Genomic DNA, 12,334 nt, shown 5'->3' with positions numbered 1-12,334 from the left:
TGGCCACATGATGAGAACGTAACAATGCGCCGGGTCCGCCCGCCCGACGCTCCCGCCCGCCCTGATCCGCGCCGATCCTCGCCCATAATCGTCGCCATGCCCCGAGTGCCCCATGTGCTGTTGATCGAGGACGACGCGTCCGTGCGCGACGGAATGGAACTGGTGCTGCGCCGGCACGGGTACGGGGTCGACACCGCCGCCACGGGTGAGGCCGCCCTCGCCCTGCTCGCCGGGCCCGCGGGCCACACCGTCGAACTCGCCGTGCTCGACCTGATGCTGCCCGGCATGGACGGCTTCGAGGTCTGCCGGCGGATCCGCGCGAGGGGGTCGGCCGTCCCCGTCATCATGCTGACCGCGCGCGGCGACGACGGCGACATCGTGCGGGGCCTGGAGGCGGGCGCCGACGACTACGTGGTCAAGCCCGTGACCGCGCCCGTCCTGGAGGCGCGGATCCGGGCGGCGCTGCGGCGGGCCGAGCCGGTGCGGAGGCGGCCCGGCGAGGACACGTACGCGGGGCTCGTCATCGACCGTGCCGGGCTCACCGTCACCAAGCGCGGCACCGTCGTCGCGCTGCCGCCCACCGAACTGCGGGTCCTGCTCGAACTCTCCGCCTCACCGGGGCAGGTGTTCAGCCGCGAGCAGCTGCTGCGCTCCGTGTGGGAGCACGACTTCCTCGGGGACTCGCGGCTGGTCGACGCGGCGGTCGGCCGCCTGCGCGCCAAGCTCGAGGACGTACCCGCCAAGCCGGTGTACATACAGACGGTACGGGGCTTCGGGTACCGGTTCGGGCCGGTATGAGGCTCCCGGGGGGTCGGTCCCCGCGGCCGTGGGTGTGGGGCGGGCTGCGGGTGCGGCTCGTCGTCGCCTTCGTCCTCGTCGCCCTGGTCAGCGCGGTCACGGCCACCGGGCTCGCCTACCGGGAGTCCCGCACCGCCGTCCTCGAGCGCAAACAGGACGCCGTGCGCACCGACTTCAAGAACCGCGTCGACCAGGTCGCCGCCGACCTCGCCATGCCGCCCGACGAGGTCTCCCTCACCCGCTTCGCCGTCAGCGTCGCCGACGGCCTCGGTGACGCGGTCGTCGTCGCCCGGTACCGCTCCCTGACGGTCTCCTCCGACGCCTCCGCCGACCGGTCGCTCATCACCTCCGCCCTGCGGACCGCCGTACGCGAGCACAACCGCATGAGCCTCCAGCGGGTCGAACGGCACGGCAGCCCCTACCTCGTGGCCGGCACACCCGTCACCTTCGCCTCCGGGCCGCCGTCCGGCCTCGACGTCTTCGCCGTCACCTCGCTGCGCGCCGAACAGGACGACACCGCCGCGATCCTCGACTCCGCACGGGACGGGCTCCTGCCCGTGGTGCTGCTCGCCACCGTGCTCGCGCTGCTCGCCGCGCGCACCGTACTGCGGCCCGTACGCGAACTGGGGCGCGCCACCCGCAGACACGCCGCCGGGGACCTCACCTCCCGGGTCGAGACGCCTCGGGGCCGGGACGAACTGGCCGAGCTCGCACGGGACTTCAACGGCACGGCGCAGGCACTCGAAGCGTCCGTCACCGAACTGCGCGAACAGGAGGCGCGGGCGCGGCGCTTCGTCGCCGACGTCTCGCACGAACTGCGTACGCCGCTCGCCGCGATGACGATGGTCGCCACCGTCCTCGACGAGGACGCCGAGCGGCTGCCGCCGGACGCGGCCCGGGCCGCCCGTACGGTCAGCGCCGAGACGGCGCGCCTGGCCCGGCTCGTCGACGACCTGATGGAGATGTCCCGCTTCGACTCGGGCGCGGCCCGCCTCACCCTCGGTGAGGTCGACCTCGCCGAGACCCTCCGGGGAACCCTCGCGCTGCGCGGCTGGACGGGGCGGGTGGAGTGCCGGCTGCCGGAGGGCGTACGGGCCGTGGTCGACGCCCGGCGCATCGACGTGGTGGTCGCCAACCTCGTCGGCAACGCGCTGCGGCACGGCGCGCCGCCGGTCTCCCTCACCGCGCGGGCGGCCGGGGGCCAGGTGAGCGTCGAGGTCGCCGACCGGGGGCCCGGCCTGCCGCCCGAGGTGCTCCCCCACGTCTTCGACCGCTTCTACAAGGCGGACAGCGCCCGCACCCGGTCGGAGGGCAGCGGCCTGGGCACGGCCATCGCGCTGGAGAACGCGCGACTGCACGGCGGAACCATCGAGGTGGCGAACAGGGACGGGGGCGGGGCGGTGTTCACGTTGCGGATGCCGTGGCGGCGGGCGGGCGCGACGGACGGGGAGGTCGGGGCGTGAGGCGGGTGGTCGGGGCCGTGCTGTCCGTGCTGTCCGTGCTCGTACTGGCCGGGTGCGGGGTGCGGCCCACCGGAGTGGTGGCCGCGGGGGAGCCGGCGAGCGGGCTCACCAAGGGGCTGCGGCTGTACTTCGTCTCCGAGTCGGGCCGGCTGGAGGGCGCGCCCCGGCCGGGCCAGGAGATCCGGGAGCCTGTCCACGTCATCAAGCTGCTGATGAGCCCCTCCGAGTCCGAGAAGCGTTCCGGTCTCACCACACTGGTCTCGGGCGGGACGTGGGAGGTCACCGGCGCGGGCGACCGGCTCACGGTGCGGGCCCCCGACCGGGTGCTCGACCCGGCCTCCGTCCAGGACCGGAACCTCGCCGGGCAGTTGGTGTGCAGTCTGGCGCGGGCGCGGTCCGTCCTCGACGAGAGCGGGCGGACACGGCCGGACGACGTACGGGTGACGGTGGTGTTCGTGGCGGGCGGCGGGGAGCTGGGGCCGCATGTGTGCTCGGACTTCTTGACGTAGCGCCCGGCGCGAGGACAGGGCGCGGGGTGGGTCAGGGCAGGGCGGGGCCCCGGTCGCGGGGTGCCACGTGGGCGCGGTCGGCCGCCGCCGTGCCGTGCGCCCAGCCCTCGCCGTCCGTCGCACCGCGCACGCGCGTGGTGGTCGTCTCCGGGAACATCCGCTCCACGCGGTCGGTCACCGCGACATCGCGCGCCGCGAGCACGGGCAGCAGGGAGGCGGCGCTCCCCCCGGAGCCCTCGGCCGCTTCCCTGACCGCGTGTTCGCCCGCCCGCGCCAGCCGTGCGCCGATGCGGTGCGCGTACGCCAGCAGGAAGGTCTGCCGGAACGTTTTCGTCCGCTTGCGGCCCGCCGCGCGCTGCCCCGCCTCCGCCTTCGTCATCGCCGCCGTGCCCTGCACGAGCAGGGAGGTGTGGAGCAGCTCCACGGCCTCCAGATCGGACTCGAAGCCGACGACGGTCGAGAAGCCGAACGCCTCGTTCCACACCGCCCGGCAGCGGTTCGCGGCCGCCACGGAGTCGAGCAGGATCGCCTTCGCCGTCTCGTACGGGGCGTCCACGCCGACCCGGCACGCCCCGGGGACGTCCTTCGCGTGCGTACGGGCGGCGAGCAGCGCCTCGTCGAGGGAGTGGCGCGCCATCAGCTCCTGCGCCTTCGCGGTGAGCGCCTCCGCCTCCTCCGGGTAGCCGGTCGCCTCGGCCTTGGCGAGCAGCGCGCGGATGCGGGTCAGCGCGCGCGGCTCACCCTCGACGGGACCCGGCACGGTCTCGCCGGGCGGCGGGCCCACCGGCTCGATGGGCGGGAGGCGCAGGAGCAGGCGGTAGAGCTGGAGGTGGGTGGTGGCGTACGAGAAGCGGTCGCGGGGCCGGGCGGGTTCCGAGCCGGGATCGAGGTCGGCGAGCTGGTCGGCCCAGCGGGGCGGCAGGTGCGCGTAGCCCCGCGTCTCGGCGAGGATCAGCGCTGCGGCCAGCCGTACGTGCGGCTCCTCCAGGTCACGCCGGACCAGGCGTACGACGTCGGCGGGCTGCCAGCCGCCCCGCCACGCGCGGCGCAGGTACTCCTCGCCCCGGCGGCGCAGCTCGGCGTCCGCGCCGGGGGCCGCCGCGAGGAGGGAGGCTCCGGTGTCCAGGCCCTCGTCGCCGTCGCCGTACAGCGCCGCCGCGAACGCGTCGTCGATCACCGAATCCTTGGGGCACATGGAGCAAGGGTATGAGGTGCCGCGGACACCCCCGGGCGGCACGTGGGGGTAGGGCCAGCCCTACCCCCGGGACACCCCTCAGTGGTCGTGTGCGCGGGCGCGCCCGGCGGTTGGCTTGAGGGCATGAACGAGACCTCCTCTCCCGCCGTACGCCTCACCGCCCTCCGCCGCCTCCACGGTGACGTCGCCGCCCTCGACGGAGTCGGCCTGGAGGTGCCCGCCGGGACCTTCGTCGCGGTCATGGGACCGTCCGGCTCCGGCAAGTCCACGCTCCTCCAGTGCGCCGCCGGGCTCGACCGGCCGACGTCCGGGACGGTCGAGGTGGGCGGGACCGTGCTGACGGGGCTGAGCGAGCGCCGGCTCACGCTGTTGCGCAGGGAGCGGATCGGCTTCGTCTTCCAGGCCTTCAACCTCCTGCCCTCCCTGAGCGCCGCCCAGAACGTCGCCCTTCCGCTGCGTCTCGCGGGGCGCCGCCCCTCCCGTACGGAGATCCGCGACGCCCTCGACCGGGTGGGCCTCGCCGACAGGGCCCGGCACCGGCCAGGGGAACTCTCCGGCGGCCAGCAGCAACGGGTCGCCCTCGCGCGAGCGCTGGTCAGCCGCCCCGCCGTGCTCTTCGGCGACGAGCCGACCGGCGCGCTCGACACGGTCACCAGCCAGCAGGTGCTGGGGCTGCTGCGTGGCCTTGTGGACCGGGAGGGCCAGACGACGGTGATGGTCACGCATGACCCGGTGGCCGCGGCGCACGCGGACCGCGTGGTGTTCCTGGTCGACGGCCGGGTGGCGGGTGAGCTGCGGGCGCCGAGTGCGGGGGCTGTGGCGGAGCGGATGGCGCTGCTGGAGGGCGGGGGTGGGGGTGTTGGTGGCGGGGCCAGGGGTGCCGCTGGCGGCTCCAGGGGTGCCGGTGCCGGGAGCAGGGGTGCCGGTGCCGGGAGCAGGGGTGCCGCTGGCAGCTCCAGGGGTGCCGGTGCCGGGGGCGAGGATGCCGGTGGCGGCTCCGTGGGTACCGGTGGCGGAACCGGGGGCCACAGTGCCGCGGCCAGAGGTGCTGGAGGCGGGGCCGGGGATGCCGGTGGCGGCTCCGTGGGTGCCGGTGGCGGGACCAGGGGTGCCGGTGGCGGCTCCAGGGGTTCCAGTGCCGGGAGCGGGGCCTCGGGTGTCGGGTGTGGGAGTCGTGTCCGGGTCGGCGGGAGGGACGGGCTGTGATCATTCTCCTTGCTTCTCTCCGTGCCCGGTGGAGCAGCCTCCTCGGGGCCTTCGTCGCCGTCGCCCTCGGCGTCGGGCTCACCGCCGCCATGGGGCTCGGGCTCCACGCGAGCCTCGCGGGGCCGGACCGGCCGGTCGGGCGGTTCGCCGGGTCGCCCGTCGTCGTCATGGGGCAGGACCGGCTGACGGTGCCGGTCGAGCGGGGCCCGGACATCACCCACGTATCGAAGCCGCTCGCTCATCCACACCCTGTGGACACCGCGCTGCTGCGTGATCTGCGGCGGCTCGGGCCCGTCCGGGTGGACGGCGGCAAGAGGGACGCGGTCGGCGTCGACGCGCCCGCCCGGGCGGTACGCGACGTGGTCGACGGACGGGCCCGCGTCCTCACGGGCGACGACCGCCGCCAGGCCGATCCCGCCAGTGCTCGCGACGCCGAGGCGATGGTGGCCGTCAACTCCTTCCTCGGCACGGCGGGCGGGGTCGCCGCCTTCGTGTCGGTGTTCGTCACGGCGTCGACGTTCGCCTTCGTCGTCGCGCTGCGGCGGCGCGAGTTCGGTCTGCTGCGGATGGCGGGCGCGACGCCCGGCCAGGTGCGCAGGCAACTCCTCGGCGAGGCGCTCGCGGTGGGCGTCACCGCGTCCGTCGCGGGCTGCGCGCTCGGGGCGTGGGGCGGGCCGCGGCTCGGGGCGGCGCTGGTGGACGCCGGCATCGCGCCGGGGTGGTTCACCATCCCTGGCGCCTCCTTTCTGACCTCCGCGCCGCTCTCCTGGCCCTTCCAGCTCGCCTTCTGGACCGGGCTCTTCGTCGCCCTCTCAGGCGCCTGGATCGCGTCCCGGCGGGCCGGCCGCATCACTCCGGCCGAGGCGCTGCGCGACGCGTCCGTGGACAGTGACGTCATGCCGTGGAGCCGCCGGCTCGTGGGCGCCGCCCTGCTGGCCTGCGGGCTCGGGCTGCTCGTCTGGACGCTGGTCACGGACCCGTCCTCGCTGATGAAGCGCAAGACGTACACCGTCCAGCCGATGATCCTGATCACCGCTGCCGCCGCCCTCGCGCCCCTGCTCGTACGCCCCGTCGTCCGCGCCTTCCGGCTGCCCGGCGCCGTCGGACTCCTCATCCGCGAGAACTCCGCCGCGTCCGTGCGCCGCACCGCCGCCGTCGCCGCGCCCGTCCTGGTCACCGTCGCCCTCGCGGGCAGTCTGCTGGGCTCCGCGCAGACCGTGAGCGAGGCGAAGGCGGCGGAGGCGCGGCAGCGGACGGTGTCGCAACTGGTCGCCACGGGTGCGGGCTTGGAGGTCGTGGCCCGCCGGGACATACCCGGGGCCGTCGCCGTCTCCGCGTCCGCCTCCACCGCCGTCTACGTCCGCGAGGAGGGCAGCGCGCTCGTCCGGTCCGACGCGCGCGCCGTGCGCGACCCCGCCGCGCTGGCGGTGACGTCCCGGCTGCCGGTGGTCGCCGGTGACGTACGCGACCTGGACGACCGGTCGATCGTCGTCAACGAGGAGTGGGAGAAGCCGCAGGTCGGCGAGCACGTCGACGTCTGGCTGGGTGACGGGCGGCCCGCACGGCTGCGGATCGTGGCGGTGCTCGCCCGGGGCAGCGGTGACAACGGCGCGTACGTGACCTCGGCCAACGCCTCCCTCGGGCGCGGCGGGGCCGCCGTCCCCGTGGACCGGGTCGACGTGCGGCTGACGGCGGGAGCTGATCCCGGCCGGGCCGCCGCCGTGCTGGCGGAACGGGGCGGGGGCGAGGTGCGGTCGGCGGAGGCGTGGCTGGCCGCCACGCATCCCCGGACCAAGGCCCAGACGCGGCTCGGGCTGCTGATGCTGCTCGGCATCTCCCTCGTCTACACGGGGATCTCCCTGGCGAGCACGCTGCTGATGGCGGCGTCGGTCCGGGGGGCCGAGCTGCGGGCGCTGCGGCTGGCGGGGGCGACGCGGTGGCAGGTCCGTGCGGTGGTCGCCGGGGAGGCGCTGGTGGCGGTCACGGCGGGCGCGGTGCTCGGCCTCGCCGTGACGGCGGTCAACCTCGGCGGCCTCGCGGCCGGTCTGGTCCGGCTGTCGGTGCCGGCGGGGGTGGTGGTGCCGTGGGATGTCGTGGGGGTCGCGGTGGGGGTGTGTGCGGTGGTGTCGGTGGGGGCTGCGGGGGTGCGGGGGCGGTTCGGCGGGTGAGGGGTGGTGGTTCCGGGGGCGCGTGTCGGGCGGCTCCGGGGGGGCGTGGCTCTGGGGCGCCTTGGGGGGCCGGGGCCGTGTGTCGGGGCGTCCCGGGGCGCGCCTCGGGGCGTCTTGGGGGCGGGGCCGCGGGGGTAGGTCCGTGCTCGCCATCTTGGCGCCCGGCCCCTGCTGCTTCGAAGCCCTCATGACCACCACTGTGCTCCGCGCGCACCTACCCCCACGTCCCCTCCGGCGCGCTCACGAGTGCGGGCCGTCCGGGGGGGGCGGTCTCCCGGGGCGCGCCTCGGGACGTCTTGGGTGGCGGGGCCGCGGGGGTAGGTCCGTGCTCGCCATCTTGGCGCCCGGCCCCTGCTGCTTCGAAGCCCTCATGACCACCACTGTGCTCCGCGCGCACCTACCCCCACGTCCCCTCCGGCGCGCTCACGAGTGCGGGCCGGCCCGGAGAGCGGTCTCCCCGGGCCGCGTGTCGGGCGTCCCGAGGGGCGGGCCTCCGCGGAGAGGGCGTTGGGGTGGCTCACCTCTGCGGGAGCAGGATCAGCTTGCCTTGGGCGTGGCCCGCCTCGCTGAGTTCGTGGGCCTTGGCGGCGGCCGCGAGGGGGAAGGCCTCGGCGACCGGGAGCCGCAGGGTTCCCTCCGCGGCCAGGCGGGCGTGACCGGCCAGGGCCGGGAGCGGGTCGCTGACGGCGGACGCCGAGAAGGGGACGCCGTGGGTCGCCGCATCCGGGTCCGCGATGGTGACGACGCGGTCCGAGGTGCCGCCGCGCAGCTCGATGGAGAGCGGCAGGGCACCCCGCCCCGCGGCGTCGAAGACCGCGTCGACACGGGCGCCGTCCGGGCGTTCGCTCGTCAGCTCCGCGACGCGCTCCGCCAGCCCGTCCCCGTAGGCCACCGGCAGCACGCCCAGCTCCCGCAGCCGTTCGTGATGGGCGGGCGACGCCGTCCCGATGACCCTCGCGCCGCGCGCCACCGCCAGCTGTGCCGCGACCGTGCCCACGGCGCCGCCCGCGCCGTGCAGCAGAAGCGTCTCGCCCTCGGCCACGCCGAGCAGATCGAGCACCCGCTGCGCGGTCTCCGTGGCGACGGGCAGCGCGGCCGCCGACTCCCACGAGAGGGCGGCGGGCTTATGGACGTACTGACGTGACAGGGCGTACTCGGCGTACGTACCGGAACCCGTGTCCGCCCAGCCGAAGACCTCGTCACCGACCGCGACGCCGGTGACACCCTCGCCCAGCGCGTCGACGACGCCCGCGAACTCCCGTCCTGGCACGGCCGGCAGCGCGGTCGGGAAGAACTCCTCCATCCAGCCGCGTCGGGTCTTGTAGTCGACCGGATTGACCCCGGCCGCCCGGACCTCGACCCGGATCCGGCCCGGCCCGGGGTGCGGTCTGGCGATCTCCCGCAGACGCAGGACCTCCGGTCCGCCGAACTCCTCGAAGACGATGGCTTCCATGGTCCCTGCCGCTGCCCCGGTGTCTGTCATGACGACTTCCTCTCCCTATGGCGCATCACCGGCGCCGCGGGCTTTTTCCGTGATCCGATGGGGTGACGGGATCCACTCTCCGTCCGTCGGCGGGTCGGCAGGGCCAGTCTTTCGGCCGGTACGGCCTGTCCGAAAGACCAGGCCCTGCCGGGCGCTCCCGCCGTAGGCTGAGGGCCATGGACTCGATCAGGGACGCCCCCGTTCTCGACGCCGCGGGTGACATCCTGCGCGCCCCGCTCGACGAGGTCCTGCCGAGGCTCTCCGGGGCCCTGGCGGCCCTGATCCCGCACCGCGCCGCCGCCGAGCTGGCCACGGAGTGCGCGCACTCCCCCTTCAAGACGGTCGGCGAGGCCGCGCTCGCGGAGCGGATCACCGCGGCCGAGCTCGACCGGCTCCGCCCCGTCGTGGGCGTCGGACGGGTCTGGCAGGGCACGGCCGGGATCGGCGGAGCGGAGCACCCCGTACTCGCCCTGCACAGCGACCGGACCACGCGCGGCGCGCTGCTCGTCCTGGTGCGCGAGCAGGCCGGGCCGCTCGACACGGCCGCGATCGACACCGCGCGGGTGCTGTGGGACCTGGTGACCAGCCACCTCGACCGCCTCGCCGCCGAGGCCGTGCCCGGCACGCTGGCCCAGTCGCGGGCGGCCGCCGGGGCGCGGGCGCGGGCCATCGCGGAGGCGGGCGAGGCCCACACCGCCGTACTGACGGGGCTGCTCGGCGTACTGCGCAGCCGCGGCCTGGACGACGGGTCCGCGCGGGCCGCGGCGACCGAACTCGCCGTCTCCGCCCTGCTCGACCTGCGTGCCGAGGCGGAGCGGGATCAGTCGGTGGCGGAGGAACCGGCCGACCAGGCGTTCACCCGTCTCGGGGAGTCGCTGCGGCCGCTCCTGCGGCACAGCGAGGTACGGCTCGCGCTCGCCCCTCCGGGCACCGCGCGGCGCCTGCCCGCCGACGTCGCGCACGCCGGGCGGGCGATCGGGCGGGGGCTGCTCCTGGCCGTCCTGGAGCAGGACGGGGTGGAGCGTGTCCATGTCGGATGGCGGCTCGACGACACCACCCTGCACGTGACCGTACGAGACGACGGTCCCGGAACCCTCTCGTACTGCTCACTCGGCCGCCGCCGGGTCACCGAGCGGGTCGAGGCGCTGGGCGGGCGGCTCGGTGTCGACGCGGTGGAGGGCTGGGGGACGACGGTGACGGTCTCCCTGCCCCTCGGTACGAAGGAGTCCGCCGGGGCGGCCGATCCTCTGGCCGCACTGGGGGCGCGTGAGCTCGAAGTCCTCGGGGAGCTGGCCCGGGGGCGGCGGAACCGGGACATCGCGGAGCGGCTGCACATCAGCGAGTCCACGGTGAAGTTCCACGTGGCGAACATCCTGGCGAAGCTGGGGGTGGGATCGCGGGGAGAGGCCGCCGCACGGTTCCACGCGGCTGCCTGAGCGGCCGTCCCGGGGGCCTTACCGGTCGGCGAACGAGGCCTCCGGCGACCCTGATGAGGCCCCGCCGGCCGTCGTCCCAGGCCGTGACGTGAACCGTGTACGTACGGACATCCCAGAAGTAGACCCGGTAGGAAACACCCCCACCCACCCGCAGCCGCGTACGCACCGGAGGGGACGTGGGGGTATGTGCGCGCGGAGCACAGTGGTGGTGCCTCCCCAGCCGATGAGCACCCGGGGTCCAGGGCCAAGATGGCGAGCACGGACATACCCCCGCGGCCCCGCCCCCAAAGACGCCCCAAGGCGACGACGGCAACCCACCGCACCTCAGGCCCACTGTCAGTGCCTGGTGCGACACTCGCGGCATGAGTGATCGGTGGGCCGTCGCCGCGGTCGAGGGGGCAGGAGCGGAGCTGGTGCCGCTCGACGCCGCCGGGCTGCCCGCGGGGCCCGTCGTGCGGGAGCCCGACCTCGTCGAGGCCGTGCGGAAGCGGCCCGGCGTGGGCCGGTGGGTGTGGCGGTCGACCGCCGCCGTGTACCCCCGGCTGCTCGCCGCGGGCGTCCGCGTGGAGCGGTGCTACGACGTGGAGGCCGCCGAGCTCCTCCTCCTCGGTCACGAGGGCCGCCTCGGCGAGCCACGCTCCGCGGCCGCCGCCCTCGCCCGCCTCCACAACCGCCCCGTACCGCCCGACCCCCCGCCCCGCGCCGCCGAGCCCGGCTCGCAGGACTCCCTCTTCGAGCCCCGCCCCGGCGGCGCCCCCGTCACGTCTGCCGAGCTCGTCGAGGTCCATGCCGAGCAGCAGCGAAGACACGACGCCACGGCCCACCCCGGCCGCATGCGCCTGCTCACCGCCTCCGAGTCGGCGGGCATGCTCGTGGCCGCCGAGATGAACGCCGCGGGCCTGCCCTGGCGCGCCGACGTCCACCGCGAGCTGCTGACCGAACTGCTCGGCGAGCGGTACGCGGGCGGTGGCGAACCCCGCCGCCTCGCCGAGCTGGCCGACGAGGTGTCCGCCGCGTTCGGCCGCCGGGTGCGCCCGGATCTCGCCGCCGACGTGGTGAAGGCCTTCGCGCAGGCCGGCATCAGGGTGAAGTCGACGCGGCGCTGGGAGCTGGAGGAGATCGACCACCCGGCGGTGCGGCCCCTCATCGAGTACAAGAAGCTGTACCGCATCTGGACCGCCCACGGCTGGAGCTGGCTCCAGGACTGGGTCCGCGACGGCCGCTTCCGCCCCGAGTACACCCCCGGCGGTTCGGTCAGCGGACGCTGGACGACCAACGGCGGCGGTGCGCTCCAGATCCCGAAGGTGATCCGGCGGGCCGTGATCGCCGACCCCGGCTGGCGGCTCGTCGTCGCCGACGCCGACCAGATGGAGCCGAGGGTGCTGGCCGCGATCTCCCGGGACCCGGGCCTCATGGAGGTGGCGGGGAGCGAGGAGGACCTGTACACCCGTCTCTCGGACCGCGCGTTCTCCGGCGACCGCGACCACGCGAAGATCGCGCTGCTCGGCGCGGTGTACGGCCAGACGTCGGGCGACGGCCTGAAGAACCTGGCCGCGCTGCGCCGCCGCTTCCCGCTGGCCGTCGCGTACGTCGACGACGCGGCGCGGGCCGGTGAGGAGGGGCGGCTCGTGCGGACCTGGCTGGGCCGGACGAGCCCGCCGGCGGCCGGGGCCGGGGACGCCGAAGAGGCGGGCATCCCTCAGGAGGACCCCACCGCCGCCGTCTCCCCGGACGGTGAGTTCACCCCCGGGTACGCCTCGACCAACGCCCGGGCGCGCGGCCGGTTCACGCGCAACTTCGTCGTGCAGGGCAGCGCCGCCGACTGGGCCCTGCTGATGCTGGCCGCGCTGCGGCGGACGATCGCCGAGGCCGGCATGCGGGCCGAACTGGTCTTCTTCCAGCACGACGAGGTCATCGTGCACTGCCCCACCGAGGAGGCGGCGGCCGTCGCGCTCGCCGTGCGGGAGGCGGGCGACCTCGCCGGCCGGATCGCGTTCGGGGAGACCCCGGTCCGCTTTCCGTTCACGACCGCCGTCGTGGAGTGCTACGCCGACGCGAAGTGATCCGGCGGCCCGT

Annotated in this window: 8 protein-coding genes and 1 pseudogene; 7 read left to right on the top strand and 2 right to left on the bottom strand. The window is 75.6% G+C overall.

Annotated elements, in window-relative coordinates:
- Window positions 1–105 precede the first annotated feature (105 nt).
- Genes KKZ08_RS21170 through KKZ08_RS21160 form a run of 3 tightly spaced genes read left to right on the top strand, consistent with a single transcriptional unit; the run spans window position 106 to window position 2,770 of the window.
- Complete coding sequence (locus tag KKZ08_RS21170) at window positions 106–798, top strand: response regulator transcription factor (protein ID WP_223779134.1); 693 nt, start codon at window positions 106–108, stop codon at window positions 796–798.
- The gene (locus KKZ08_RS21165; protein WP_223775954.1) at window positions 795–2,261 is read left to right on the top strand and encodes a HAMP domain-containing sensor histidine kinase; all 1,467 of its coding nucleotides are present in this window, start codon (window positions 795–797) and stop codon (window positions 2,259–2,261) included. The genes KKZ08_RS21170 and KKZ08_RS21165 overlap by 4 nt, the downstream gene beginning before the upstream one ends.
- Window positions 2,258–2,770: a hypothetical protein gene (locus KKZ08_RS21160; RefSeq protein WP_223775953.1), complete on the top strand. Its 513-nt coding sequence runs from the start codon at window positions 2,258–2,260 to the stop codon at window positions 2,768–2,770. Before KKZ08_RS21165 ends, KKZ08_RS21160 begins: the two co-directional genes overlap by 4 nt.
- Window positions 2,771–2,801: 31 nt before the next feature.
- Here KKZ08_RS21160 and KKZ08_RS21155 read toward each other — a convergent pair whose 3' ends face one another.
- On the bottom strand, window positions 2,802–3,965 hold the full coding sequence (locus tag KKZ08_RS21155; RefSeq protein WP_223775952.1) for a DUF2786 domain-containing protein: 1,164 nt from the start codon (window positions 3,963–3,965) through the stop codon (window positions 2,802–2,804).
- A 123-nt stretch (window positions 3,966–4,088) separates the two neighbouring features.
- On the opposite strand from KKZ08_RS21155, the pseudogene KKZ08_RS21150 reads away from it, so the two are divergent.
- Window positions 4,089–4,808 (top strand): annotated as a pseudogene (locus KKZ08_RS21150) (ABC transporter ATP-binding protein); the annotation flags it as partial.
- Window positions 4,809–5,170: 362 nt separating this feature from the next.
- Entirely contained in the window at window positions 5,171–7,339 is a 2,169-nt protein-coding gene (locus tag KKZ08_RS21145) for an ABC transporter permease (protein ID WP_223779133.1), read from the top strand.
- Window positions 7,340–7,856: 517 nt separating this feature from the next.
- On the opposite strand, the gene KKZ08_RS21140 is transcribed toward KKZ08_RS21145, so the two are convergent.
- Window positions 7,857–8,792 (bottom strand): NADP-dependent oxidoreductase, encoded by a 936-nt coding sequence (locus KKZ08_RS21140; RefSeq protein WP_223779132.1) that lies wholly within the window; start codon window positions 8,790–8,792, stop codon window positions 7,857–7,859.
- 206 nt (window positions 8,793–8,998) lie between these two features.
- Here KKZ08_RS21140 and KKZ08_RS38860 point away from each other — a divergent pair, with 206 nt between their 5' ends.
- Window positions 8,999–10,258 (top strand): LuxR C-terminal-related transcriptional regulator, encoded by a 1,260-nt coding sequence (locus tag KKZ08_RS38860; protein ID WP_276573901.1) that lies wholly within the window; start codon window positions 8,999–9,001, stop codon window positions 10,256–10,258.
- A 362-nt stretch (window positions 10,259–10,620) separates the two neighbouring features.
- Window positions 10,621–12,321 carry a bifunctional 3'-5' exonuclease/DNA polymerase gene (locus KKZ08_RS21130; RefSeq protein ID WP_223775951.1) on the top strand — a complete coding sequence of 567 codons (1,701 nt, stop codon included), beginning with the start codon at window positions 10,621–10,623 and terminating at the stop codon, window positions 12,319–12,321.
- The last annotated feature ends 13 nt before the right edge of the window (window positions 12,322–12,334 follow it).

Origin of the sequence: Streptomyces sp. 135, from assembly GCF_020026305.1 — a bacterium.
In the GTDB taxonomy this organism is placed as follows: Bacteria; Actinomycetota; Actinomycetes; order Streptomycetales; family Streptomycetaceae; genus Streptomyces.
Note: the sequence above shows the minus strand (reverse complement) of the source record. Positions and strands in the feature narration are given on the sequence as shown.